Source organism: Gordonia sp. GN26 (genome assembly GCF_054823965.1).
Genome location: NZ_JSYC01000022.1, coordinates 1 through 26374, shown reverse-complemented (window position 1 = coordinate 26374; position 26374 = coordinate 1). Strand labels below are relative to the sequence as shown.

General features: G+C 68.7%; 22 protein-coding genes and 1 tRNA gene. 15 read left to right on the top strand and 8 right to left on the bottom strand.

Features of this window, described 5'->3' with window-relative positions; translation table 11 throughout:
- Positions 1-147: 147 nt before the first annotated feature.
- From OK17_RS07770 to meaB, 3 genes are read left to right on the top strand one after another with little or no spacing between them, the layout of a single operon-like run.
- Positions 148-2097, top strand: a complete 1950-nt coding sequence (locus OK17_RS07770) for a methylmalonyl-CoA mutase family protein (RefSeq protein WP_461417117.1) — start codon at positions 148-150, stop codon at positions 2095-2097.
- Positions 2094-4364: a methylmalonyl-CoA mutase gene (scpA, locus tag OK17_RS07765; protein WP_461417116.1), complete on the top strand. Its 2271-nt coding sequence runs from the start codon at positions 2094-2096 to the stop codon at positions 4362-4364. The genes OK17_RS07770 and scpA overlap by 4 nt, the downstream gene beginning before the upstream one ends.
- Positions 4364-5362: a methylmalonyl Co-A mutase-associated GTPase MeaB gene (gene meaB, locus OK17_RS07760; RefSeq protein WP_461417115.1), complete on the top strand. Its 999-nt coding sequence runs from the start codon at positions 4364-4366 to the stop codon at positions 5360-5362. Before scpA ends, meaB begins: the two co-directional genes overlap by 1 nt.
- A 10-nt stretch (positions 5363-5372) precedes the next feature.
- Here the strand turns inward: meaB and OK17_RS07755 are convergent, their stop codons facing one another.
- Positions 5373-6323 carry an LLM class F420-dependent oxidoreductase gene (locus OK17_RS07755; protein ID WP_461417114.1) on the bottom strand — a complete coding sequence of 317 codons (951 nt, stop codon included), beginning with the start codon at positions 6321-6323 and terminating at the stop codon, positions 5373-5375.
- 26 nt (positions 6324-6349) lie between these two features.
- A complete protein-coding gene (locus OK17_RS07750) occupies positions 6350-7381 on the bottom strand; it encodes a nucleoside hydrolase (RefSeq protein WP_461417113.1) in 1032 nt (343 codons plus the stop codon).
- Positions 7382-7490: 109 nt separating this feature from the next.
- Here OK17_RS07750 and OK17_RS07745 point away from each other — a divergent pair, with 109 nt between their 5' ends.
- Both OK17_RS07745 and OK17_RS07740 read left to right on the top strand, forming a co-directional pair.
- The gene (locus OK17_RS07745; protein ID WP_461417112.1) at positions 7491-8732 is read left to right on the top strand and encodes a M23 family metallopeptidase; all 1242 of its coding nucleotides are present in this window, start codon (positions 7491-7493) and stop codon (positions 8730-8732) included.
- Between the two features lie 81 nt (positions 8733-8813).
- Complete coding sequence (locus tag OK17_RS07740; RefSeq protein WP_232715132.1) at positions 8814-9740, top strand: mechanosensitive ion channel family protein; 927 nt, start codon at positions 8814-8816, stop codon at positions 9738-9740.
- A 71-nt stretch (positions 9741-9811) separates the two neighbouring features.
- Here OK17_RS07740 and OK17_RS07735 read toward each other — a convergent pair.
- A tRNA-Leu gene (locus OK17_RS07735) sits at positions 9812-9897 on the bottom strand.
- A 107-nt stretch (positions 9898-10004) separates the two neighbouring features.
- Here OK17_RS07735 and OK17_RS07730 point away from each other — a divergent pair.
- Positions 10005-11339 (top strand): M20/M25/M40 family metallo-hydrolase, encoded by a 1335-nt coding sequence (locus OK17_RS07730; RefSeq protein WP_232715133.1) that lies wholly within the window; start codon positions 10005-10007, stop codon positions 11337-11339.
- Between the two features lie 61 nt (positions 11340-11400).
- Entirely contained in the window at positions 11401-11946 is a 546-nt protein-coding gene (locus tag OK17_RS07725) for a YbhB/YbcL family Raf kinase inhibitor-like protein (protein WP_232715134.1), read from the top strand.
- A 69-nt stretch (positions 11947-12015) separates the two neighbouring features.
- Here OK17_RS07725 and OK17_RS07720 read toward each other — a convergent pair whose 3' ends face one another.
- From OK17_RS07720 to OK17_RS07710, 3 genes are read right to left on the bottom strand one after another with little or no spacing between them, the layout of a single operon-like run.
- Positions 12016-13152, bottom strand: a complete 1137-nt coding sequence (locus OK17_RS07720; RefSeq protein WP_232715135.1) for a quinone-dependent dihydroorotate dehydrogenase — start codon at positions 13150-13152, stop codon at positions 12016-12018.
- A complete protein-coding gene (locus OK17_RS07715; RefSeq protein WP_232715136.1) occupies positions 13146-13469 on the bottom strand; it encodes a DUF5703 family protein in 324 nt (107 codons plus the stop codon). Before OK17_RS07715 ends, OK17_RS07720 begins: the two co-directional genes overlap by 7 nt.
- 3 nt (positions 13470-13472) lie before the next feature.
- Positions 13473-14534: a hypothetical protein gene (locus tag OK17_RS07710; protein WP_232715137.1), complete on the bottom strand. Its 1062-nt coding sequence runs from the start codon at positions 14532-14534 to the stop codon at positions 13473-13475.
- Positions 14535-14691: 157 nt separating this feature from the next.
- On the opposite strand from OK17_RS07710, the gene OK17_RS07705 reads away from it, so the two are divergent.
- The 6 genes from OK17_RS07705 to OK17_RS07680 all read left to right on the top strand — a co-directional run bounded on the left by OK17_RS07705 (position 14692) and on the right by OK17_RS07680 (position 19658).
- The gene (locus OK17_RS07705) at positions 14692-15534 is read left to right on the top strand and encodes an undecaprenyl-diphosphate phosphatase (RefSeq protein WP_006868261.1); all 843 of its coding nucleotides are present in this window, start codon (positions 14692-14694) and stop codon (positions 15532-15534) included.
- A gap of 58 nt (positions 15535-15592) precedes the next feature.
- Entirely contained in the window at positions 15593-16330 is a 738-nt protein-coding gene (locus tag OK17_RS07700) for an MSMEG_4193 family putative phosphomutase (protein WP_461417111.1), read from the top strand.
- A 25-nt stretch (positions 16331-16355) separates the two neighbouring features.
- Positions 16356-17063: a DUF3090 domain-containing protein gene (locus OK17_RS07695; protein ID WP_232715140.1), complete on the top strand. Its 708-nt coding sequence runs from the start codon at positions 16356-16358 to the stop codon at positions 17061-17063.
- A 16-nt stretch (positions 17064-17079) separates the two neighbouring features.
- Positions 17080-17955: an SCO1664 family protein gene (locus OK17_RS07690; protein WP_232715141.1), complete on the top strand. Its 876-nt coding sequence runs from the start codon at positions 17080-17082 to the stop codon at positions 17953-17955.
- Between the two features lie 87 nt (positions 17956-18042).
- Positions 18043-19293 (top strand): cysteine--1-D-myo-inosityl 2-amino-2-deoxy-alpha-D-glucopyranoside ligase, encoded by a 1251-nt coding sequence (mshC, locus tag OK17_RS07685; protein ID WP_232715142.1) that lies wholly within the window; start codon positions 18043-18045, stop codon positions 19291-19293.
- Positions 19294-19349: 56 nt separating this feature from the next.
- Positions 19350-19658 (top strand): hypothetical protein, encoded by a 309-nt coding sequence (locus OK17_RS07680; protein ID WP_006360419.1) that lies wholly within the window; start codon positions 19350-19352, stop codon positions 19656-19658.
- 1 nt (position 19659) lies between these two features.
- On the opposite strand, the gene OK17_RS07675 is transcribed toward OK17_RS07680, so the two are convergent.
- Positions 19660-20772: an alpha/beta fold hydrolase gene (locus OK17_RS07675; RefSeq protein ID WP_461417110.1), complete on the bottom strand. Its 1113-nt coding sequence runs from the start codon at positions 20770-20772 to the stop codon at positions 19660-19662.
- On the bottom strand, positions 20769-21647 hold the full coding sequence (locus OK17_RS07670) for a PAC2 family protein (RefSeq protein WP_232715144.1): 879 nt from the start codon (positions 21645-21647) through the stop codon (positions 20769-20771). The genes OK17_RS07675 and OK17_RS07670 overlap by 4 nt, the downstream gene beginning before the upstream one ends.
- A 51-nt stretch (positions 21648-21698) precedes the next feature.
- Between OK17_RS07670 and metH the strand changes: the two genes are divergently transcribed.
- Both metH and OK17_RS07660 read left to right on the top strand, forming a co-directional pair.
- Entirely contained in the window at positions 21699-25289 is a 3591-nt protein-coding gene (metH, locus tag OK17_RS07665; RefSeq protein ID WP_461417109.1) for a methionine synthase, read from the top strand.
- Positions 25290-25313: 24 nt separating this feature from the next.
- Positions 25314-26096, top strand: coding sequence for a crotonase/enoyl-CoA hydratase family protein (locus OK17_RS07660; RefSeq protein ID WP_461417108.1), 783 nt, complete (start codon positions 25314-25316; stop codon positions 26094-26096).
- Positions 26097-26374 lie beyond the last annotated feature (278 nt).

Below are 26374 nucleotides of genomic sequence, written 5' to 3'. Positions count from 1 at the left end.
AGTTCACCGGACCCCTCCACGTCGCGACCAGCACGCACCCCGTCGGGTGGCGCAGCTCACCCCGACCTCGTTGATGGGCCGAGCGAGCGATCGGCTAAGGTCGTGTACGCGCTCGCACAGAGCATTCACGGAGGTGTGCTTCCCCACATGCCACAGCAAACTGACCAGCCCAAACCCGAGTCAGATCTCGGCCGTACAGAACTCGATCAGGCCTACCAGGCGTGGTCGAAGGCCGCCGCGGCCGTTCTGGCAAAATCACGTCGGGTCGACGTCGACGAGCTCCCGGATACACCGGAGGCCCTGCTCTCGACCGACACCGCCGACGGGCTGACCATCCGGCCGCTGTACACACGTCGCGACGAGACGACCGAACCCGGCCTGCCCGGCCGGTTCCCGTTCGTCCGCGGTGCCGACCCCGCCCGTGATGTCACCACCGGGTGGCGCGTCACCGAGCGGTTCGGCGACGACGAGACCCCGGCCGAGGACGTCAACGAACTCGTTCTCGAGGCGATGGCCAACGGCACCAGCGGGCTCTGGCTGTCCGTCGGCAAGCCCGGTGGCGGTCTCGGTGTCGCCGACCTCGCCACCGTCCTGCGCGGCGTCTACCTCGACCTCGTGCCGGTGACGCTCGACGCCGGTACCGAGGGCATCGCCGCCGCCCGGGAACTGCTGTCGCTCAAGGAGAAGGCGCAGGCCGCACCGGTCGCCGCGCCGCCCACCGCCGCGACCACCCATTCCTTCGGTCTCTCGCCGCTGACCGCGGCGTTCTCCGGACGGGCCACCGTCGACGCCGACGAGGCCACCGGCCTCGCCGCATCGAACCTGCCCGCAGGGGTCCGCACCTTCCGCGTCGACGGCAGCGACTTCGCGACCGCCGGCGCCGACAACGGCCTCGAGCTCGCCCTCGTGGTGGCCGCGGCCGTCGCACACCTGCGTGACCTGACCGCCGCCGGTCTGTCCGCCGAGGCGGCCCTGGGCCAGATCACCTTCGGGGTGTCCGCCGACGACGACCAGTTCGCGACGATCGCCAAGTTCCGTGCGCTGCGCAAGATCTGGGCCCGCGTGGCCGAGGTCGTCGGTGCACCCGACGCCGGTGGCGCACTGACCCACGGTGTGACCGACCTGTCGATGTACTCGCAGCGCGACCCGTGGGTCAACATGCTGCGCAGCACCATCGCCGCCTTCGGTGCGGGTGTCGGCGGCGCCGACCAGCTGACGGTTCTGTCCTACGACGCGACGATCCCGGCCGACAAACGCACTTCGAGTGCGTCCTTCTCGCGCCGCATCGCCCGCAACACCCAGCTGCTGCTGCTCGAGGAGTCCAACATCGGGCGCGTCCTCGACCCGGCCGGCGGTTCGTGGTTCGTCGAGTCGCTGACCGACGACCTCGCCGCGAACGCCTGGACCGTCTTCACCGAGGTCGAGGCCGCCGGTGGCTACCGCGCCGCCCTCGACAGCGGCTGGATCGCCGAGAAGGTCGACGCCTCGCTGGCCCGCCGCGATGCCGAGGTCGCGCACCGTCGCATCTCGGTCACCGGTGTCAACGAGTTCCCGAACATCGACGAGCGGGCCCTGTCCGACGCTCAGGGCGCCTCGGCGTCCGGCGTGACCGACGTGGTCACCGGAACCCCGAAGCTGGCCCGTGTCGGCCGTGCCTTCGAGGAGCTGCGCGATCGCTCCGACGTGGCGCTGTCCGAGAAGGGTGCGCGCCCGTCGATCCTGCTCATCCCGCTGGGCAGCGTCGCCGAACACAACGGGCGCACCACCTTCGTGGCCAACCTGCTGGGTGCCGGCGGCATCACCGTGGTCAACCCCGGCCCGCTGACCGCGGACGAGATCGGCGACGCGGTCGCCGGTGCGAACACCCGGATCGCGGTCATCTGCGGCACCAAGGCCCGCTACGCGGAGGAAGGTCCGGCAGCCCTCGCCGCCGCCCGTGCGGCCGGTCTGTCGAAGGTCCTGCTCGCCGGTCCCGACAAGGAATGGCCCGAGTCCGACGATCGTCCGGACGGTTCGCTGCGGGTCGGCATCGACGCGGTGAGCACGCTCTCCGAACTCCTCGATCAGCTTCTCTCAACCTCGGGAGCGACGGCATGACCCAGACCGAACCCAATCCGACACAGTCGATCCCGAGCTTCGCCGGGGTCGAGCTCACCGACGGGACGACCGCTGCGGCCGCCGGTCCCGGCGCACCCGTCACCGAGGAACTGGCGTCGGCGCACGGCTACTCGGTCGACCAGGTCACCTGGAACACCCCCGAGCAGATCGACGTGGCCCCGGTGTACACCCGCACCGACCGCAACACGATCCTCGACGACGCCGAGCACCCGTACCCGCTCGACTCGGTCCCGGGTGCTGCGCCGTTCATCCGCGGCCCGTACCCCACGATGTACGTGAACCAGCCGTGGACGATCCGCCAGTACGCGGGCTTCTCGACCGCCGCCGAGTCCAACGCCTTCTACCGCCGCAACCTCGCGGCCGGTCAGAAGGGTCTGTCGGTGGCCTTCGACCTCGCGACCCACCGCGGCTACGACTCCGACCACCCGCGCGTCGCCGGCGACGTCGGCATGGCCGGTGTGGCGATCGACTCGATCCTCGACATGCGTCAGCTCTTCGACGGCATCGACCTGGGCAACGTCTCGGTGTCGATGACGATGAACGGCGCGGTGCTGCCGATCCTGGCGCTCTACGTCGTGGCGGCCGAGGAGCAGGGTGTGCCGCCGGAGAAGCTGGCGGGGACCATCCAGAACGACATCCTCAAAGAGTTCATGGTCCGCAACACCTACATCTATCCGCCGAAGCCGTCGATGCGGATCATCTCGAACATCTTCGAGTACACCAGCCAGAAGATGCCGAAGTTCAACTCGATCTCGATCTCCGGCTACCACATCCAGGAAGCGGGCGCGACCGCCGACCTGGAGCTGGCGTACACCCTCGCCGACGGTGTCGAGTACATCCGCGCGGGCCTCGAGGCCGGCCTGGACATCGACAAGTTCGCGCCGCGTCTGTCCTTCTTCTGGGGCATCGGCATGAACTTCTTCATGGAGGTCGCCAAGCTGCGCGCGGCGCGTCTCCTGTGGAGCGAGCTCGTCGCCGAGTTCGCTCCGAAGAACGCCAAATCGCTGTCGCTGCGCACACATTCGCAGACCTCGGGCTGGTCGCTGACCGCGCAGGACGTGTTCAACAACGTGGCGCGCACCTGTGTCGAGGCGATGGCGGCGACCCAGGGCCACACCCAGTCGCTGCACACCAACGCGCTCGACGAGGCGATCGCCCTGCCGACCGACTTCTCGGCCCGCATCGCCCGCAACACGCAGCTGCTACTGCAGCAGGAGTCGGGCACCACCCGCCCGATCGACCCATGGGCCGGATCGAATTACGTCGAGACGCTGACCCACCAGCTGGCGCAGAAGGCGCGCAAGCACATCCGCGAGGTCGAAGAGGCCGGCGGCATGACGCAGGCCATCAACGAGGGCCTGCCGAAGCTGCGCATCGAGGAGGCCGCGGCCCGCACGCAGGCCCGCATCGACTCGGGGCAGCAGCCGCTGATCGGCGTCAACAAGTACCAGGTGGCCGACGACGAGGAGATCGAGGTCCTCAAGGTCGAGAACTCCAAGGTGCGCGCCGAGCAGCTGGAGAAGCTCAACACCCTTCGGGCGCAGCGTGATTCCGCTGCAGTCGAGGCGGCCCTGGCCGACCTGACCCGCGCCGCGGCGTCGTCGGAGGGTGGCCTGGAGAACAACCTGATGGCCCTGGCCATCGAGGCCGCGCGTCATCAGGCGACGGTCGGGGAGATCTCCGAGGCGCTCGAGAAGGTCTACGGTCGTCACCAGGCCGAGATCAAGACGATCAGCGGCGTCTACCGAAATGAGGCGGGCGAGGTGAGCAACATCGACGCGGCGCTCGAGGCAGTGCGCCAGTTCGCCGAGGCCGAGGGCCGCCAGCCGCGTGTGCTGGTCGCCAAGATGGGCCAGGACGGCCACGACCGCGGCCAGAAGGTCATTGCGACGGCCTTCGCCGACCTCGGCTTCGACGTCGACGTGGGCCCGCTGTTCGCCACGCCGGAGGAGGTGGCCGCGCAGGCCGCCGACAACGACGTGCACGTGGTGGGTGTGTCCTCGCTGGCCGCCGGTCACCTCACCCTGGTTCCCGCGCTGCGGGAGGCGCTCAAGGAGGTCGGGCGCGAGGACATCATGATCGTCGTCGGCGGCGTCATCCCGCCGGGTGACTTCCCCGAGCTGTACGAGGCCGGCGCCGCCGCGATCTTCCCGCCCGGATCGGTCATCGCCGACTCGGCCGTGGAGCTCATCGGCAAGCTGGCCGACACCCTCGGCCTGGAACTGCCCGGGGTGGCCGCGAACTGATGGCGGACGGTACTCGGCGTCGGGTCGACGTCGACGCGCTGGCCGATGCGGTTCTCGCCGATCGCCGCGCGGACCTGGCGCGTGCGATCACCCTGGTGGAGTCCAAGCGTCCCGATCACCGGGCCGCGGCGCAGGAACTGCTGCTGAAGCTGACGCCGCACGCGGGCAAATCGTTCCGGGTCGGCATCACCGGCGTCCCGGGTGTGGGCAAGTCGACGACCATCGAGGCGCTCGGCATGCACCTGGTCGAACTCGGGCACAAGGTGGCGGTCCTCGCCGTCGACCCCAGTTCGACGCGCACCCGCGGCTCCATCCTGGGCGACAAAACCCGTATGGGCCGGTTGTCGACGGAGAAGAACGCCTACATCCGTCCCTCGCCGACCTCCGGCACGCTCGGCGGGGTGGCCAAGGCCACCCGTGAGTCGATCGTGCTGGTCGAGGCCGCCGGTTTCGACGTCGTGCTCGTGGAGACCGTCGGCGTCGGGCAGTCCGAGGTGACCGTCGCCAACATGGTCGACACCTTCACCTTCCTGACGCTGGCCCGCACCGGGGATTCGTTGCAGGGCATCAAGAAGGGTGTCCTGGAACTCGCCGACGTGGTCGTGGTGAACAAAGCCGACGGCAAGCACCTCAACGAGGCGAAGGGCGCGGCGCGCGAGCTGCGCAACGCACTCGGGTTGATCTATCCGCACGACGCCCTGTGGACCCCGCCGGTCCTGACGATGAGCGCGATCGAGCGGACCGGCGTCGACGAGTTCTGGAACACGGTCGTCAAGCACAACCAGACCCTCAGGGAGGCAGGCGAGTTCACCGCCCGCCGCAACCAGCAGCAGATCGACTGGACGTGGTCGATGGTCCACGACATCGTGCTCAGCCGGCTCGCGGAGTCGCCCGGCGTGCGCGACATCCGCGACGAGGTCGAGGACGAGCTGCGCGAGGGTGTGCTGACGCCGGCCCTCGCCGCACAGCGCATCGTCGACGCCTTCGACAACCGCTGAGGCGTCCCCCTCAGCCGATCAGTGGGGCGAGTGTCTCGCCGAGCAGCGAGACCCGTCCCGGCACATGGCCGTTGGCCGCGGCGTTGACGGTGAAACCGTCGACACCGGCCGCCAGCATGTCCGCGTAGCGCGCCGCGACCTCGTCGGGGTCGCCGATGATGGTCATCCGGCGCCGCGCCTCGGCTGCCGGCGTTCGCTCGACATACGCCTCGTACTCGGCAACCGCCTGGTCGTGCGTGGGCGCCATGCAGACGTAGGTCTGGATGCTCGCGGTGATCTCCGAGCGGTCCCGACCGAGCCGGTCGCAGTGTTCGGCGAGGACGTCGAGCTTGCGCGCGATGTGGCTCGGCGGGCACAACAGGTTCGACTCGTCGGCGTACTGTGCGACCATCCGCAGGGTCTTCTGTTCGCCGGCCCCGCCGATCATCACCGGGATCCTCGACAGCGGCGCAGGCACATTCAGCGCCTCGGACACCTGGTAGCGCTTGCCGTCGAGGCTCGGTCGCTCGCCCGCGAGCATGCCGCGGATGATCTGCAGTGCTTCTTCGAGACGCTCGAACCGGTCGGTGAAGGTGCCGAACTCGAAGCCGAGCGAATCATGTTCGAGCTCGTACCATCCCGCGCCGATCCCGAGCTGCCCCCGTCCGCCGGACACGATGTCCAGTGCGGTGACCGTCTTGGCGAGCAGGGTGGGGTTCCGGTAGGTGTTGCCGGTGACGAGCGACGAGAGTCGCACGGTCGAGGTGTGCTGGGCGAGGGCCGACAGCAGCGTGTAGCACTCGAACATCGGATCGTGCGGCTCGCCGAGCATCGGCAGCTGATAGAAGTGGTCCATCGCGAAAACCGTGTCGAAACCGGAGTTCTCCGCCTCCTGCGCCTGCGCGACGACGGTGGGGAACAGCTGATCCGCGGGAACGTCCGGGTAGGTGAAGTTGGCGATCTGGTATCCGAGTCGGGTCACGGTTCAACCCTAGGCGGGCACGCGCCTCAGATCCGGACGAAGGTACGGGCGAAGGCGCCGATCGTGTCGATCAGGTCGTCGAACACGACGTCGAGGTCGGTGGCGGTGGCGATCCGCGCGTTGGGGCCCAGCGGCGACATCCAGCGTTCGTCGGCGACCGTCATACCGCGGGTGAGGGTGCCGACGAGCTCGACGTCGACCCGTGCCGGGATGGTCGTGACGAGATCGGGGTTCAGGGCCACCATCGCCGCGAACGGGTCGTGGAGGTGGGCGATGTAGCCCTCGTCGTGGTCGTGGTGGAACTCGAAGTAGAAGCGCAGGGCGTCGGTGAGATGCCGGATGATCTCGTTGTCCGCGACCGAGCGCAGACCCCGTTCGTCGCCCGGGTCCGGGCACTCCAGCGGTGAGCTCCCCGATGCGGCTGCCAAGCGCACCACGTGGTCGGGGGTCAGCACGACCTGCTCGGTGAGGTCCAGTGCGCACACGATGGGTTCCGGCGCGCCGGCGGTTCCGAATGCGGCGAAGACCTCTGCGGCGGCCTCCGGGTCGACGGCGACGTTCCATTCCGAGGTCGGCGTCGTGTTGCCGTGGGTGTGGAAGGCCCCGCCCATGATCACCAGGCGTCGGAGACGGGAGGGCAGGGCCGGGTCACGGCGGACTGCGGTGGCCAGCGTCGTGAGCGGCCCGGTGACCAACCCGACCAGTTCTCCGTCGTGCGTTCGCGACGCCTCGATCCACGCATCCGGCGCGTCCAGGTTGCTCGGCGTGATGGTCGGCGTGGGCAGCTCGGCGTGACCGACGCCCAGCGGCCCGTGCGTGTCCTCTGTGGTCATGAGTTCGGCGACGAGTGGAGCGATCGGCCCGACGTGCACAGGGATCTCCGCACGGCCGCAGAGTTCGAGCCAGGCGAGATTGTTGGTGGTGACCACGTCGACCGGGACGTTGCCGGCGGTCGAGGCGATGCCGACGAGGTCGACGTCGGCGCGTGCCAGTAGGTAGAGCAGCGCGACCGAGTCGTCGATGCCGGTGTCGCAGTCGAAGAACAGGCGCTGGGTCACGTCACAATTGTGCCGGGTGTGCGGCGAGGGCCCGTATGTCGCCCCGGGAATCCCTAGAATCCGACGCAGAGCCGGGCGGACCGCCTTCGGCGCGGGCGCGGAGGAAGCGATGCACAGACCACGACGTCCACGGGCAGTCCTCGGTGTGTGCGCGGCGCTCCTGCTGTCGGCGTGTGGCGGCGAGGACGACGGAGGTGGTACGTCCGTACCGGTGCCGCCCGACCCGGTCCTGACCCCGGTGGTGGGGTCGGTGTTGTTCGCGCCGACGCCGTTCGCCGGTTCGGACGGGTCCGAGCACCTCGTCTACGAGGTGTCGCTGACCAACTTCATGCGTACCCCGGTCACGATCACCGGGGTCAAGACCCTCGACGCCGGGGCTGCGGGCACGCCCGAGCTGAACGGCCTCGACCAGGCCGGGGTCGCGGGACGGCTCAAGCCCACCGGTGCGGTCTCCGCCCCGCCGAGACCCGATGTGCCCGAGGGCTATTCCGAGGTCCTAGCACCGGGACAGAACGGGGTGCTGTTCCTGCATCTGCAGTTCGAGGGGGAGGCCCCGAAGAAGCTCGTTCACGAGATCTCGGTCCGTGCCGACGGGGCCCCGCCGCAGATGCGGGAGACCACCGAGCGGATCGCCGAGGTCGAGGTGAACGACGCCGTCGTCCCGGTCCTCGGTCCGCCCCTGATCGGTGAGGACTACATCGCCGCCGACGCCTGCTGCGACGCGGTTCGTCACACACGCGCGATCCTGCCGCTGGACGGCACCCCCGTCGTCGCCCAGCGGTACGCGGTCGACTGGGAACAGGCCGGACCGGACGGGAAGATCTTCGTCGGCGACGCCAAGAACCCGGCGAGCTACCGGATCTACGGCGACGACGTGCTCGCCGTCGCCGACGGCACCGTCGTCGCCAGTCGCAACGACCTGCCCGAGCAGGTGCCGGGGGAGTTCCCCGCGAATCTGCCGATCGCCGACGCCGACGGCAACAACCTCGTCCTCGACATCGGCGACGGGTTCTTCGTGAACTACGCCCACATGCAACCCGGTTCGGTGCGGTTCGAGCCGGGGGACCGGGTACGACGCGGCGAGGTCATCGGCAAGGTCGGCAACACCGGCAACTCGGTCGCGCCCCATCTCCATGTCCACGTCATGAACGGGCCCTCGTTCCTGATGTCCCAAGGCGTGCCGAGTGTCACCGACCTGTTCATGATCACCGGCCGGGTCGACGACACGGAGGCGTTCGACGCCTCGGAGAGCACCGGCGTCCCGCTCGAGATGGCGCCCGGTGTGACCGTCTCCACACAGCAGGACCGGATGATCCTCGATCAGAACGTCGTCACGTTCCGCGCAGGCTGACAACGGTTTTCGGCGTAGACCGCCCCGATCTCGGGGCGATCACGACTGGACAACGTTCTCATCGTCCGTACGGTCGGGGTCATGACCATTCAGAACCTGGCCTTCGAATGGACCGAGACGAATCGCGAATGGATCATCGAGAATCCGATCCGGATCGTGGCCTACATCCTGGTCGCGCTCATCGTGCGTTTCGCCATTCACCGCACCATCGACCGGGCGACCCGTCCGCGGTCCCGAGACGGCGAGAAGTCGCGCGGAGCGACCCTCATGCGCGGTCTGCGGCCCAAGACGGTGACCACCGAGCGCAGCGCCCAGATCGCCGCCAGGCGCGCCCAGCGGGCGGCGACGATCGGTTCGGTGCTGAAGTCGACAGTGTCGATCGTGCTGCTCGTGTGGGTGGTGCTGTCGGTGCTGAGCGTTCTCGGTGTGAACATCGCGCCGTTCATCGCCTCCGCAGGCATCGTCGGTCTGGCGATCGGCTTCGGTGCACAGAACCTGGTGCGCGACTTCGTCACCGGCGTCTTCATGCTGCTCGAGGACCAATACGGGGTCGGCGACATCGTCGACCTCGGCGAGGCCATCGGTGAGGTCGAGACCGTGGGCTTGCGGGTCACCACGCTCCGCGACATCGACGGCACCCTCTGGTACGTCCGCAACGGTGAGATCGCCCGCGTCGGCAACATGAGCCAGGAGTTCGCGGTCGCCCGCGTCGACACCCCGGTCGCACCGGGCGCCGACATCGACAAGGCGCAGAAGGTCGCGGCCGAGGCGGCACGTCGGGCCGTCGAAGAGGACGACACCGACATCCTCGGAGCGATCGAGATGCTCGGGGTCCAGGAGGTGTCCTCGGAGCAGGTGGTCCTGCGCCTGACGGTCAAGACGAAGCCGAACGGGCAGTGGGCCGTGCAGCGCCGGCTGCGACGCGCGATCCTTCAGGCCTTCGTGGAGAACAACATCGCTCTGCCGTACTCGCGCTGGGGATCACTGCTGGAGACCGCCGGTACCTGAGCCCGGGGTATCGAGGTCCGACAACGAGAAAACCCCCGGCTGGAGCCGGGGGTTTTCTCGTCGTTCTGCGGTGTCCGAGGGGGGACTTGAACCCCCACGTCCGTTAATAGGACACTAGCACCTCAAGCTAGCGCGTCTGCCATTCCGCCACTCGGACTTACTCTGCTGCGTTGCTCCGGCGGGGATTTCTCCTCGCCATCTCGCGGCAGCGGGATAACACTAACCGAGGTTGCCCGTGTATCCCAAATCCCGTAGGAGTGAGGGGTGTCTTCACAGTCTGCGACCACTGAAGTAGTCGATCTCGTCAGCCAGTTGATCCGGTTCGACACCTCCAACACGGGGGAGCCGGAAACCACGAAAGGCGAGGAAGAGTGCGCCAAATGGGTGGCGCAGCAACTCGAAGAAGTGGGATACACCACACAGTACGTCGAATCGGGTCGTCCGGGCCGCGGGAACGTCTTCGCACGGCTCGCCGGACCGCCCGATTCCGACCGCGGCGCCCTTCTGATCCACGCCCATCTCGACGTGGTGCCCGCCGAACCGGCGGACTGGAGCGTCCACCCCTTCTCCGGTGCCGTCAAGGACGGCTACATCTGGGGACGCGGCGCGGTCGACATGAAGGACATGGCCGGGATGGCGCTCGCGCTGGCGCGCCAGTTCAAGCGCGACGGCACCGTTCCGCCTCGCGAGATCGTCTTCGCCTTCCTCGCCGACGAGGAGGCCGGCGGCGCCTGGGGTGCCCACTGGCTCGTCGAGCACCGGCCGGACCTCTTCGAGGGGATCACCGAGGCGGTCGGCGAGGTCGGCGGGTTCTCCCTGACCGTCGACCGGCCCGACGGCACCCAGAAGCGCCTGTACCTCGTCGAGACGGCGGAGAAGGGCCTGGGCTGGATGCGGCTCACCGCCGACGCGCAGGCCGGTCACGGGTCGTTCCTGCACTCGGACAACGCCGTCACCGAGGTCGCCGAGGCGGTGGCCCGCATCGGCCGGCACACCTTCCCGCTCGTGATGACCGACTCGGTCAGCCAGTTCCTCGCCGAGGTCAGCGCCGAGACCGGTCTGGACTTCAATCCCGAGGCGCCGGACTTGGAGACCTCGCTGTTCAAGCTGGGCAACCTCGCCCGGATCATCGGTGCGACACTGCGCGACACCGCCAACCCGACCATGCTCAAGGCCGGATACAAGGCCAACGTCATCCCGCAGAAGGCCGAGGCCGTCATCGACTGCCGGGTGCTGCCCGGACGGCAGAAGGCGTTCGAGAAGGAGATCGACGAACTCATCGGGCCCAACGTGACCCGCGAGTGGATCACCCACCTCGACTCCTACGAGACGAGCTTCGACGGCCACCTCGTCGACGCCATGAACGACGCCATCCTCGCGCACGACGAGCACGGAAAGACCGTGCCGTACATGCTCTCCGCGGGCACCGACGCCAAGGCGTTCGCCAAACTGGGCATCCGCTGCTTCGGCTTCGCACCGCTGCAGTTGCCGCCCGACCTGGACTTCGCGGCGCTCTTCCACGGCGTCGACGAGCGCGTCCCGGTCGACGCGGTTCTGTTCGGCACCAAGGTGTTCGAACACTTCCTGCTCCACAGCTGAACGCTCACATAGAGTGACAACCAGATCGTCCCGATGCGCGAAACGTCAGAAAGGTGAACACATGTCGTCCTTCGACCCGTACTCCCCGCTACCGAGCCTGCCCGGTTTCACGCTGACCTCGGAAAGCCTCACGGACGGTTCGCCGCTGGCCAACGGTCAGGTGAGCGGGATCATGGGTGCGGGTGGAGAAGACCTGTCACCCCAGCTGAGCTGGTCCGGATTCCCCGCGGAGACCAAGTCTTTCGCGGTCACCGTGTACGACCCCGATGCACCCACCGCGTCCGGCTTCTGGCACTGGGCCGTCGCCGACATCCCGGTGTCGGTCACGAGCCTGCCCGAGGGCGCCGGTGACGAGGACGGCACCGGTCTGCCCGACGGCGCCATGACCCTCACCAACGACGCCTCGCTGCGGCGCTACATCGGCGCCGCGCCGCCTCCCGGCCACGGACCGCACCGCTACTTCGTCGTCGTGCACGCCGTCGACACCGAGTCGCTGAACCTGCCCGAGGCGGCCACCCCGGCCTACCTCGGCTTCAACCTGTTCTCCCACGCGATCGCCCGCGCGACCCTGGTGGGCACCTACGAGCAGCCCGGCGAGAACGTCTGACGCAGCCCACGCCGACAAAGGCGTCCCGACCCCTGGAGGTCGGGACGCCTTTGTCGTCAGGGCGATTCGCTAGGGCTGCCGGGTGGCGGCGCAGCCGACCGCGTCGGAGATCGACGCGAACCCGCCGGCACGCACCCGTTCGGCGAGACCGGAGTGCAGCTCGTACAGCCACAGCGGTCCGCCGTAGATGAAGCCGGTGTAGACCTGCAGCAGATCGGCGCCGGCACAGATGCGCTCCCAGGCCTGATCGACGGTCTCGATGCCGCCGACGCTGACGATGGCGATCTTCCCGCCCACGCGGTTGTAGAGCCGTTTGAGGACGGCCAGCGACCGGTCGGCGAGCGGGGCACCGGACAGTCCGCCCGCGCCGATCTCGCGCACCTCGGCGTCCGGTGTGCGCAGGCCTTCCCGGCCGATGGTGGTGTTGGTGGCGACGATGCCGGCCAGACCGAGCTCGACGGCGAGGTCGGCGACCGCGTCAATGTCGTCGTCGACGAGATCGGGTGCGATCTTCACCAGGACCGGGACGTGGACCTCGGCCTGCACCGCGGCGAGGATCGGCCGCAGCGAGTCGACGGCTTGCAGGTCACGCAGGCCGGGGGTGTTGGGTGAGCTCACGTTGACCACGACGAAGTCGGCGAGCGGCCCGAGAAGGCCTGCCGAGAGCCGGTAGTCGTCGATGGCCTCGTCGAGCGGGACCACCTTGGTCTTGCCGATGTTGGCTCCGACCGGTGCGGACACCGGCCCGTGACGAACCTCTGTGAGATGTTCGGCGGCGACGTGCGCGCCCGGGTTGTTGAAGCCCATCCGGTTGATCAGGGCACGGTCGGCGGGCAGGCGGAACAGGCGCGGCTGCGGGTTGCCGGGTTGCCCCTGGCCGGTGATGGTGCCGATCTCGGCGAAGCCGAAACCGATCTGCCCCCACGCGTTCACGGCTCCGGCGGTCTTATCGAAACCGGCCGCCAGGCCGATGGGCGCCGGGAAATCCACACCGAACACCCGGCTGCGCAGGACCGGATCGTGGTGGGCCAGCAGTTTCGCCACCGGGAACGAGATCACCGAGAACCGGCTCACCGCACGCAGCAGCACGAAGACGATGTGATGGATGCGTTCCGGCGGCAGCAGGAACATCAATTTGAGCAGCAGGGGATAGCACCGCCGGTTGAGTGCGATCAGCACCTTCGTGGCGGTTCGTGCGGTCAGCATGCCTGGGCGCTCCGGGGATCGTGGTCGGTGGAACGGTTCTCGTCGAGTGCGCGGGCCCCGCGGGGCGGACGCTTGCGCTTCAGCAGGACCTTGCGTGTGCCGTCGGAGTAGAGGCGGACCCGCGACAGCTCCCAGCCGCCGAACTCGGCCTCGAGTGCGAGGCGCATCGACGCGGTCACCCGGGTGACGTCCGGCGGCAGCTTCAGCAGGATGTACTCGACGTCCTCCGAGGTGACCTCCCAGCCGGCGGGGTACTTGGCGCCGACGCGGGCGAAGGTCCGCGAATGCCGCGTGTGGGGTCGTCGGTCAGTGCTCATCGATCACCGACCCGGCTCGACCGCCGTGACACCCAGAGGAGTGCCGGGCGGCGGGACCACCTGGAGCTTGCCGTCGCGCGCAGACAGGACGTAGACGGTGCCCGCGTCGTCGACGGTGATGGTGTCGGGCTGGACGACAGACGCGAACCGCTGCTCCTCGGTGGGTTCACCGTCGGCCAGGTCATACGCAACCACCTCGTTGTTCCCGGTTGTCGACACCCAGAGCAGGTTGCGGGTGTCGTCGTAGTCTACGGCGTACGGGCCGTCGGCCACCGGGTAGCGGAATCGCATGACCAGCGGCGACCCGAAGAATCCGAGGATCTCGCCGTCGCGGGTGTTCGCGACCAGGATGCGCCCGAAACGGTCGACCGTCGAGTTCGTGGCGCCGTTGCCGGCCCGCAGCGCGGGACCGGGCTCGCCGGACTCCGGGTCGATCGGGGTCACCGACGACTGCGCGCGGTCGAGGACGACGACCTGGCCGTCGAGGTCCTCGGCGGAGGTCGGGGCCGCGGTGAGGGAGTCCACGCGGACGAACTCGCGCAGGTCGTGCTTCTTCTCGAACTCCCCGTTCTCGGACCGGGCTTCGTAGATCAGGACCCGACCGTCGGCGGTTCCCACGACGATCCGGCCGGACGCGGCACGCACGACCGCGGTCGGTTCGTCGGTGTCGAGTTCGGCGGTACGGGTGCGGCCCTCGGCGTCGACGACGACCAGCGATCCCGGTCCGACGCCGAGGTAGCCGCCGTCGGTGTCCGGGGCGAGCGCGGTCAGGCCCGGCACCGGGACGGGGGTAGGCGGCGCGGTCATCGTGGCGGCGTCGAAGCGGAGCAGTTGGTTGCCGTCCGGCGAGACGACGGCGACCGTGCGGCCGGAGGAGGCGAGTGCCCGCGAGCCGGTGGGTGTGGGGACGGTGAGACCGGCGGGCTCGGAGGTCGCGGGTGCCTCGACCGCGGTCGCCGGGGCGACGGTCGCGACGTCAGGGGTGCCCGAGTCGTCGGACCCGCACGCCGTGATCATCGCCACACCCACGGCGAGAGTCGCCGCCGCGGCAACCGGCCGCCGCAACCGTGCGAGACCTCTCGGGGGCTGGTGACGGGGGCGCGGTCGTCGAGACGAGTGCATGGACCCATCTTGCGTGACCGCTCGCGTGCGACGCTCAGGCGGGTCGACGCGTGTCACCGAGCCGGGTCGGCGGTCGGGGCTCCGCGTAGCATCGGGCGCCGTGACCGACACCATGAGCTGGACCCAGTCGATCGTCCTCGGGGCGCTGCAGGGTCTCACCGAGTTCCTGCCGATCTCGTCGTCCGGGCATCTCCGTATCGCCTCGGAACTCATGTTCGGGGAGGACGCCGGCGCGTCGTTCACCGCGGTCACCCAGCTCGGTACCGAGGCGGCCGTGCTGCTGTTCTTCGCCAAGGACATCGTCCGCATCATCGCGGCGTGGTTCCGTGGCCTGTTCCACGCAGAGGAGCGGAGCCTCGACTACCGGATCGGATGGTATGTGATCTTCGCGACCATCCCGATCGGCATCATCGGCTTCGTCCTCAAGGACCAGATTCGCACGACCGGCCGGAATCTGTGGCTGGTGGCGATCATGCTGATCGTCTTCGCGGGTGTGTTCTGGCTGGCCGAGCGCTACGGAAAGAAGCAGCGTCCGCTGGAGAAGCTGACGCTGCGCGATGGCCTGGTGATGGGCGGCGCACAGTGCCTGGCGCTGGTCCCCGGCGTCTCCCGATCGGGTGCGACCGCCAGTGCGGGCCTGTTCCTCGGTCTCGAACGCGAGGCCGCCTTCCGGTTCTCGTTCCTGCTGGCCATCCCGGCGGTGACGGCCTCCGGCCTGTTCAGCCTGCCGGATGCGTTCAATCCCAGCGGCGAGGGCATGGAGGCCACCGGGCCCCAGCTGCTCGTCGCGACGATCGTCGCCTTCATCGTCGGATATGCGGCCATCGCCTGGCTGCTGAAGTTCGTCAGCAACCACTCGATGAACTGGTTCGGCGCCTACCGCGTGATCCTCGGCGTCCTGCTGATCATCCTGCTGTCGACCGGCGCCATCTCCGCGACCTGACGCTCCCGACGGTCCTCGTCGTGTGCGGGTCGCCCGCGCTCATGCTTATGGTTGTGGCATGACCGTGATCCTTCTCCGGCACGGCCGTTCGACGGCGAACACCTCGGGTGTGCTCGCCGGTCGTAGCCCCGGAGTCCACCTCGACGACCGGGGCCGCGAACAGGCCGACGACCTCGTGAGCCGTCTGGGCGACCACCTCGCCGAGATCAAGGCGGTGGTGCGTTCGCCGCTCGACCGCTGCGCGGAGACCGTCGCACCGTTGCTCGCCGCACTCGGCACCAACGGCGACCGCCCGCCGGAGGTCGTCGTCGACGATCTCGCCGAGGTCGACTACGGCGGCTGGACCGGACGATCGATCTCCGAGCTGCTCAAGGAGCCGCTGTGGAAGGTCGTGCAGCAGCAGCCCTCGGCGGCGGTCTTCCCCGACGGCGAGGGGCTCGCCGACGTCCAGGCCCGGGCGGTGCGCGCCATCCGCGACCTCGACCGCATCTACGGCGGGCCGGACGGTTCCGGGGTGTGGGTCGCGTGTTCGCACGGCGACGTCATCAAGTCGATCGTCGCCGACGCCATGGGCAGCCACCTCGACGCCTTCCAGCGCATCGTCGTCGAGCCGGCGTCGATCAGCGTCATCCGCTACGCCTCGTCGCGCCCGTACGTGCACACCGTCAACAACACTCAGAAACTCTCGATACCGACCCCGCGCCCGCCCGCCGGAGACGACCAACAGGCCTCCGACGACGCGGTCGTGGGCGGGGACACCGGTGCGACTGCGACGGTCCCGGCGACATCGGGATAATGAACACAACAATCAAGGAGGTGTGATGTCCCGAGCGATCCACGTGTTCCGCAGCCCGGACCGGTTCGTCGCCGGCACGATCGGGCAACCCGGTGACCGCACGTTCTACCTCCAGGCCGTCCACGAGACCCGCATCATCAGCGTGATGCTCGAGAAGCAGCAGGTCCAGATCCTCGCGGACCGGATCGGTGCGCTCCTCGACGAGATCCATCGCCGCTTCGGGACCCCGATCCCGCCGGCCACCGATCGGGTCGGCGACCTGAGCCCGCTCGTCATGCCCGTCGACGCCGAGTTCCGGGTCGGCACCATGGGATTGGGCTGGGACGCCGAGTCCGAGGCCGTCGTCGTCGAACTCCTCGCCATCACCGAGGGTGAGTTCGACGAGAGCGTCGTGCTCGACGACACCGACGAGGGACCCGATGCGGTGCGGGTGTTCCTGACCACCGCGGCCGCACGGGAATTCGCCGCCCGCTCGTCGAAGGTCATCTCCGCCGGCCGCCAGCCGTGCCCGCTGTGCAGCGAACCGCTCGACCCCGAAGGTCACCTGTGCGTGCGCACCAACGGCTACAAGCGCGATGCGGAGTTGAGCAAGTCGATCGACTTCATCGACCCTGAGGTCTTCAACAGCCTTGCGGCGCAGACCGATCCGAGCTTCCTCGTCGACGAGGACGACGACGACCCGGAGGGACCCGATGACGAGGATCCGGGCGCGTCCGGACCCTCCCAGGCGTGAGACAGGGGCACGGTCGTTGACATCGGAGGCCGCGAGCCCGCAACCCGAGCCCTCGGACCCGGTGCCGACTGAGGTGTCGACGCTCGAGATCCTCCGCGACGGTGAGCTGACGATCCTCGGTCGGATTCCGTCGGCGAGCAACGCCACCCTCGTGTGCGACGCAGTGCTCGACGAACAGACGGTCCGCTGCGTGTACAAGCCGGTCCGCGGCGAGGTCCCCCTGTGGGACTTCCCGGACGGCACGCTGGCCGGCCGCGAGGTCGCGTCGTACCTGATCTCGGAGGCACTCGGCTGGGGTGCCATCCCGACGACGATCCACCGCGACGGCCCGGTCGGCCCGGGGATGGTCCAGCGCTGGATCGAGACGCCCGACAACACCGAACACCCGCCCGTCGAGAACCAGCCCCGCGTCGACCTCGTCGACCTGTGCCCGGTCGACCGGGTGCCGACCGGCTTCTTCGCCGTCCTGCAGGCCTACGACCCGTACGGCGAACCCGTCGTGCTCGTCCACGCCGACGACCCACGACTCCAGCGACTCTCCGTGCTCGACGTCGTCCTGAACAACGCCGACCGGAAGGGCGGCCACGTGCTCGAGGGCCTCGACGGCGGGGTCTACGGCATCGACCACGGCATCTGCCTGCACTCCGAAGACAAACTCCGCACCGTCCTGTGGGGTTGGGCGGGGGAGCAGGTGCCCGGCCACCTGGTCGCCGACGTCGCCGAACTGGCCGAGAAGTTGGAGACCGACGGGTGTGCGCTGCGGGACGAACTGCTGCGTCACATCACCGCCGACGAGGTCGACGCACTCACGGTCCGGGCGATCGTGGTCGCCGAGAGCGAGACCATGCCGCTCCCGCCGGGCCACCGGCCCATCCCGTGGCCCCCCTTCTGACGCCCCACTGTGATCCGCGTCGCCGGACGACGCCGCTCCGACCGGGCCGTGAACACCTCGCGGTCCGTGGGCAATACAGTGGACGCCATGCAGTCGTGGCCCGATGTGGAACTTCCGGAGGTACCCGGCGAGGGACCTGCCCTTCGCCTCTATGACACCGCCGACCGTGCGGTCCGTCCGGTGACCCCCGGACAGACCGCCACCATGTACGTCTGCGGGATCACCCCGTACGACGCGACACATCTCGGCCACGCCGCCACGTATCTGACCTTCGATCAGGTCAACCGCGTCCTGCGGGACCAGGGACACGACGTCCACTACGTGCAGAACGTGACCGACGTCGACGACCCGCTGTTCGAGCGCGCCGACCGCGACGGGGTCGACTGGCGCGACCTCGGTGCGCGCGAGACGCAGCTCTTCCGCGACGACATGACGGCCCTGCGCGTGCTGCCGCCGCGCGACTACATCGGTGCCGTCGAGTCGATCGGTGAGGTCATCGAGGTCGTCGAGAAGCTGCTCGCCTCGGGCGCCGCTTACACCGTCGACGACGCCGAGTACCCGGATGTCTACTTCCGGACCGACGCCACCGAGCAGTTCGGCTACGAGTCCGGCTACGACCGCGAGACCATGGCCCGGTTCTTCGCCGAACGCGGCGGCGACCCCGACCGTGCGGGCAAGCGTGACCCCCTCGACGCCCTGCTGTGGCGCGCGAAGCGAGACGGCGAGCCGTCGTGGGACTCGCCCTTCGGTCCCGGACGTCCGGGCTGGCACATCGAGTGTTCGGCCATCGCACTGAACCGGCTCGGCATCGAGTTCGACATCCAGGGCGGCGGCAACGACCTGATCTTCCCGCACCACGAGTTCTCGGCCGCCCACGGCGAGGCGCTCACGGATTCGCGGCGCTTCGCCCGACACTACGTGCACACCGGCATGGTCGGCCTCGACGGCGAGAAGATGTCGAAGAGCCGCGGCAACCTGGTGTTCGTGTCGGTGCTGCGTCGCGAGGGCGTCGACCCGGCCGCGATCCGTCTCGCCCTGCTCGCCGACCACTACCGCGGGGACCGCATGTGGACCCAGTCGGTGCTCGACACCGCCGTCGAACGCCTCGACCGCTGGCGCACCGCCTTCGCCGCATCCACCGGTCCCGACGCGACAGATGTGATCGCGCGCGTCCGGCAGCATCTCGCCGACGATCTCGACACCCCGAAAGCACTTGCCGCAGTGGACGCCTGGTGCGCCGACGTCCGCAGCGGGATCGGCTCGTCGGCGGAGGCACCCGCGGCACTCGCGGCCGCGGTGGACGCGCTGCTCGGTATCCCGGCGACCCGGCAGAACTGATCCCTCCGGGTTGTGCGGGACGAACGGTGAGTGACCGCTCTGGGTACAGTGCTCTCGTGGCGCGCGTGCAAGAGATCAGACCAGACACCGACTCCGGGGTGTTCACCGTGGTCACCCGGACATCCACCTACCTGCTCGACTTCGGGGAGATGACGCTGCTGCGCGCCCCCGGTGTCGGCGGCACGGACAGCGAGGACTGGACCGTCAGTCGGCTGCGCCGTGATTCCGAGGACATCCCGCTGCTCGGGGTCAAGTCCTGCCGGCTCGGCGAGTCCGCGCAGTTCTGGGTACGGGCCGCCGACGATCCCGACGTCCGCACGTGGCGGATCACCACGCCGGTCGTGTCGATCGAGAAGATCGGCTGAGCTAGCCGCGAATCCGATCCCGTAGCGCGTTCAGGGCGTCGACATACAGGGGCGGCCGCTGCCGGTGGATGTCGTGTCCCGACGGGATGCGGTCGATCAGCAGGCAGTCCGGCATGAGCGTGTGCGCCCGGACCGCGTCGTCGGAGGTCATCGCGCCCAACAGGACGCCGTCCTGCTCATGGGTCGTCGTGTGCAACAGCGTCGTGGGTACGAGCACCCGGCTGAGGGTCTCGGCCTGGTCATATCCGGCTAGCCACGAGCCGTCGTAGAACATCTCCCCGTAGCGCAGGTCGTAGTCGCCGGTGCCGTCCTGCAGGCACGCCGTGAGGGCGATCGCGCGGTTGAGGGTCGGCGGCAGCCACCACAGCTTCGGGATCACGTGCGGATCCCGGTCGAGCCGGCGCTCGAGCGGACCCTGGACCAGCGCCTCCCACGCGCGGTCGCCGAACATCGTCCGCAGGTGACTGTGCTGGACCCAGAACCGGGTCCAGTTGGCCGCATCCGCCGATGCGCCGGCCTCGAGATAGCGGTGGATGTTCCGGAACGTGTCGAGCCAGGCGTAGGTCGCGTGTGCGCGGTCGGGTTCCGTGCCGAAGAACGGTGCGTCCTCGATGAGCACGGCCCGCACCCGGTCTCCGAAGTCGGCGGCCAGCCGCACGGCCAGGAGGCCGCCGGAGGAATGTCCCGCCACGACGACGGGGGCGCCGACGACGTCCTCGACGAACCAGGCGAGGGCCTCGGTCTGCGGCAGGGCCGGATACAGCGACGGCGTCTTGGCCGAACCCCCGTGTCCGAAGGCGTCGACGGCGAAGACGTGCCAGTCACGGGTGAGTGCGCCCAGTACGGCTGCGTAATCCGTCCACGAGACCTGCTGGCCGGGGATCAGCAGCAGGGGAGGGCCGTGTCGGGGTCCCTCGCCGTAGGTGATGACGGCACCGTCGGGGGTCGTGACCGCCCGCGGGCGCATCCCGCTTGACGCGAGCCGGGCAGCCTCGCGGGTGTCGTAGGTGAGATTGCGCGCGACGTACGCCGCCGTACCGGCCCCCACCGCGGCAATACTCGCCGCGATCCCGGCGCCGGCGCGTTGCGCCAACGTCGACCGGTGGCTGCTCACCCGCCGAACGGCCCCTGGCCGCGACGCTTGAGATAACGCTCGAACTCGGCGGCGAGGGCATCGCCGTCGATCTTCGCCATCACCTCGTCGGGATCCAACTCGGCGTCGCCGCGCTCCTCGAGCCCGCGGACGTAGTCGGCGATCTCCTCGTCATCCTCGGTCATCTCGGTGACCGCTCGTTCCCACTCCTCGGCCTGTTCGGGCAGGGTGCCGAGCGGGACCTCGATGTCGAGCACCTCCTCGACGCGCGTCAGCAGTGCGACGGTGGCCTTCGGGTTGGGCGGGGTCGACACGTAGTGCGGCACCGCGGCCCAGAAGGACACCGCGGGCAGGCCCGCCTGCACGAAGAGGTCCTGCAGCACGCCGGTGATGCCCGTGGGGCCCTCGTAGCGGCTCTCCGCGAGGTTGTACCGGGCCGCCGACTCGCTGCTGTAGGCCGTCCCGGTGACCGGCACCGGCCGGGTGTGCGGGGTGTCGGCGAGCAGTGCGCCGAGCATGACGGTGGTCTCGACCTCGAGCTCCTGGGCCAGTTCGACGATCTCGGCGCAGAACGCACGCCACCGCATGTTCGGTTCGATGCCGCGGACCAGCACGATGTCGCGGTCGGCGCCGCGCGGACTGCAGTACGAAATCGACGTCGTGGGCCACTCGATACGCCGGGTGACGCCGTCGACCTGCTTGACAGTGGGCCGGTTGACCTGGAAGTCGTAGTATTCGTCAGAGTCGATGTCGGCGAGCGGACGAGCGTCCCATTCGAGGGCGAGGTGCTCGACGGCGCTGCTGGCGGCGTCCCCGGCGTCGTTCCATCCCTCGAAGGCCGCGAGCAGAATGGGTCTGCGCAGCTGGGGAAGGTTCGACATCTGCTCAGCGTTCACCGAACCAGCCTACGACCGAACACCTAGAGAGGGCGAACTACGCTGTCAACCATGTCCTTCGAAAACTCCGGCCATCGACCGAGCGACTTCGACACGACCTTCATGTCGTCGATGTCGCGACGCGTCCTGATCGGCGACGGGGCGATGGGCACGATGCTCCAGGCCGCGGACCTGACCCTCGACGACTTCAACCAGCTCGAGGGCTGCAACGAGATCCTCAACGACACCCGCCCCGACGTCCTCGAGGGCATCCATCGTGCCTACTTCGAGGCCGGCGCCGACGCCGTGGAGACCAACACCTTCGGCTGCAACCTGTCGAACCTCGGCGACTACGACATCGCCGACCGCATCCGTGAGCTGGCCTTCAAGGGCACGGCGATCGCACGCGGTGTGGCCGATGAGATGGGTCCGTCCGCCGACGGCACCGACCGGTACGTCCTCGGCTCGATGGGTCCCGGCACCAAGCTGCCCAGCCTCGGGCACACGACGTTCGCCGCGATCCGCGACGCCTACCAGGAATGCGTCATCGGCATGCTCGAGGGCGGCGCCGACGCGGTGCTCGTCGAGACGTCGCAGGACCTTCTGCAGGTGAAGGCCGCGGTGATTGCGGCGCAGCGCGCCATGGACCAGGTGGGCCGGCGCATCCCGATCATCAGCCACGTCACGGTCGAGACGACCGGCACGATGCTGCTCGGTTCGGAGATCGGTGCCGCGCTGGCGGCGATCGAGCCGTTGGGTGTCGACCTCATCGGCCTGAACTGCGCCACCGGCCCGGCGGAGATGAGCGAGCACCTGCGCTACCTGTCGAAGCATGCGCGCATCCCGGTGTCGGTCATGCCGAACGCCGGTCTGCCCGTTCTCGGCGCGAAGGGTGCCGAGTACCCGCTGACGCCGGAGGAACTGGCCGAGTCGATGGCCCAGTTCGTCGGCGAGTTCGGGCTCTCCTTCGTCGGCGGTTGCTGCGGTACCACGCCGGAGCACATCCGCCAGGTCGCCGAGGCCGTCGCGCAGGTCACCCCCGCGACGCGCGCGCCCCAGCACGAGCCGGAGACGTCGTCGCTCTACACCGCGGTGCCCTTCGATCAGGATGCGAGCTTCCTGGTCATCGGTGAGCGCACGAACACCAACGGCTCCAAGGCATTCCGTGAGGCGATGATCGCCGAGGACTACCAGAGGTGCCTCGACATCGCCAAGGACCAGACCCGCGACGGTGCGCACATGCTCGACCTGAACGTCGACTACGTCGGTCGTGACGGCGCCGCAGACATGACTGCGCTCGCGAGCCGCTTCGCGACGTCGTCGACGCTGCCGATCATGCTCGACTCGACCGAGCCGGAGGTCATCCGCGCGGGTCTCGAGGCGCTCGGCGGTCGGTGCGCGGTCAACTCGGTGAACTACGAGGACGGCGACGGGCCGGACTCGCGGTTCAACAAGATCATGCGTCTCGTCGTCGAACACGGTGCGGCCGTTGTCGCCCTGACCATCGACGAGGAGGGGCAGGCGCGTACTGCGGACTGGAAGGTCCGGGTCGCCGAGCGTCTGATCGACGACATCACCGGCAACTGGGGTCTCGCCGAAGAGGACATCATCCTCGACACCCTGACCTTCCCGATCTCGACGGGTCAGGAGGAGGTCCGCCGCGACGGCATCGAGACGATCGAGGCCATCCGCCGGCTGCACGAGTCGCATCCCGATGTGCACTTCACGCTCGGCATCTCGAACATCTCGTTCGGCCTGAACCCGGCCGCCCGGCAGGTGCTGAACTCGGTGTTCCTGCACGAGTGCGTACAGGCCGGTCTCGACACCGCGATCGTGCACGCGTCGAAGATCCTGCCGATGGCGCGCATCCCGGAGGAGCATCGGCAGGTCGCGCTGGACCTGGTCTACGACCGCCGGAGTGAGGGTTACGACCCGCTGCAGAAGTTGATGCAGCTGTTCGAGGGTGTCTCGGCCGCCTCGGCTCGCGAGTCGCGCGCCCAGGAACTGGCCAAGCTGCCACTGTTCGAACGGTTGGAACGACGCATCGTCGACGGTGAGCGCAACGGTCTGACCGACGATCTCGACGAGGCGATGACGCAGGTCCCGCCGCTGTCGATCATCAACGACACCCTGCTGTCGGGCATGAAGACCGTCGGCGAGCTCTTCGGTTCGGGCCAGATGCAGCTGCCGTTCGTGCTGCAGTCCGCCGAGGTCATGAAGGCCGCTGTGGCGCACCTCGAACCGCACATGGAGGCGACCGGCGAGGACGGTAAGGGCCGTATCGTGCTGGCGACCGTCAAGGGCGACGTGCACGACATCGGCAAGAACCTCGTCGACATCATCCTGTCCAACAACGGATACGAGGTCGTCAACATCGGCATCAAGCAGCCGATCACGACCATCCTCGACGTCGCCGCCGACAAGAAGGCCGACGTCATCGGCATGTCCGGTCTGCTCGTGAAGTCGACCGTCGTCATGAAGGAGAACCTCGAGGAGATCAACACGCGTGGTCTCGCCGAGGAGTACCCGGTCCTGCTCGGCGGTGCGGCGCTGACGCGTTCGTACGTCGAGAACGACCTGTCGGAGGTCTACGAGGGCCACGTGCACTATGCGCGTGACGCTTTCGAGGGACTGCGACTGATGGACGACATCATGGCCCGCAAGCGCGGCGGCGGACCCGACCCGGACAGCGACGAGGCCAAGGCCGAGGCGGCCAAGACGGCCGAGCGCAAGGCACGCCACGAGCGGTCCAAGCGCATCGCCGCGAAGCGCAAGGCCGCCGAGGAGCCCGTCGAGGTGCCGGCGCGTTCGGATGTGGCCGCCGACAACGAGATCCCGACCCCACCGTTCTGGGGTTCGCGCATCGTCAAGGGTGTGCCGATCGCCGATTACCTGCAGCTGCTCGACGAGCGTGCGCTGTTCCTCGGCCAGTGGGGCCTGCGTGGCGCCCGTGGCGGCGACGGCCCGTCGTACGAGGAGCTCGTGGAGTCCGAGGGCCGGCCGCGGCTGCGCTACTGGATCGATCGGCTCGCGACCGAGAACATCCTGCAGCACGCCGCGGTGGTCTACGGCTACTATCCGGCGGTCAGCGAGGGTGACACCGTCCACGTGCTCACCGAGCCGGATCCCGATGCGCCGGTGCGGTTCAGCTTCTCGTTCCCGCGCCAGCAGCGCTCGAGGTTCCTGTGCATCGCCGACTTCATCCAGTCGCGTGAGGCAGCGAAGGCCGCCGGCCGGGTCGACGTCATGCCGTTCCAGCTCGTCACGATGGGACAGCCGATCGCCGACTTCGCGAACAAGCTGTTCGCCGAGGACGCCTACCGCGACTACCTCGAGGTGCACGGCATCGGTGTGCAGCTGACCGAGGCACTCGCCGAGTACTGGCATCAGCGTGTGCGCAGCGAGCTGAAGTTCGGCGACCGGTCGATGGACAGCGAGGATCCCGAGCATGCCCAGGGATTCTTCGACCTCGAATACCGTGGTGCGCGTTTCTCCTTCGGTTACGGCGCCTGCCCGGATCTGGAGGACCGCGCGAAGATGATCGAGTTGCTCGAGCCGGAGCGGATCGGTGTCCAGCTGTCGGAGGAGCTGCAGCTCCATCCGGAGCAGTCCACCGATGCGTTCGTGCTGCACCATCCGGAAGCCAAGTACTTCAACACGTAGGTGTTCGACGACTGATCGGGGGCGATGGGCGTGTCGGGAGTGATCGAACGGTCGCAGGGACCGGTGCGGATCATCGGGATCGATCGTCCCGACCGTCGCAACGCCGTCGACCGCGCGACCGCCGACGCCCTGGCCGATGCGTTCCGTCGGTTCGAGGCCGACGAGTCGGCGTCGGTGGCGGTGCTCTACGGCGAGGGTGGGACGTTCTGCGCCGGAGCCGATCTCAAGGCCATCGCCGACGGCACCCCGAATCGGGTGGAGGCCGACGGTGACGGCCCGATGGGCCCGAGCCGGATGCAACTGTCCAAGCCGGTGATCGCGGCGATCTCCGGTCACGCCGTCGCCGGCGGACTCGAACTCGCCCTCTGGGCGGACATGCGCGTCGTCGAGGAGGATGCCGTGTTCGGCGTCTTCTGCCGGCGCTGGGGTGTACCGCTGATCGACGGTGGAACCGTGCGGCTTCCGCGGTTGATCGGGGAGAGTCGCGCGATGGACCTGATCCTCACCGGTCGTGCGGTCGCAGCCGACGAGGCGTTGCAGATCGGACTCGCGAATCGCGTTGTGCCATCGGGGACCGCGCTCGAGGCTGCCGTCGAACTCGCGACTCAGATCGCCCAGTTCCCGCAAACGTGCCTACGCCAGGACCGGATGTCTGTTCTCGAGCAACACGGCCAGGACCTCGTCGCCGCGATGAGCAACGAACTGCGCCACGGGATGAAGTCGTTGGCCTCCGACACCGTCGCGGGAGCCACCCGTTTCGCCGGTGGCGCGGGGCGTCATGGTGAGGGCGTCGCCTCTGCTCCCTGATGTGCGAGGAGCGCAAGCCGCTGGGCTGAGTAGCGACGAAGGAGCGTATCGAAGTCGACGAGCCTCTGAGGCCTGGTGAGGCACCGTCGCCCACCGGTTGACGTCAACCCGACCGGCAGACTTCGATCGACGTCTGCCGGTCGAGTTGAGGTTCGGCAGTCGGGATCTGGGCGCTTCTCAGGGGGGCGGACCTTTCGACCCTGACGACGGCCGGTTCACCAGCCCCCTAGAGGCTCGCTGCGTCAGCCGCGCGGGTACGCCGCCGCGAGGAGGATCGA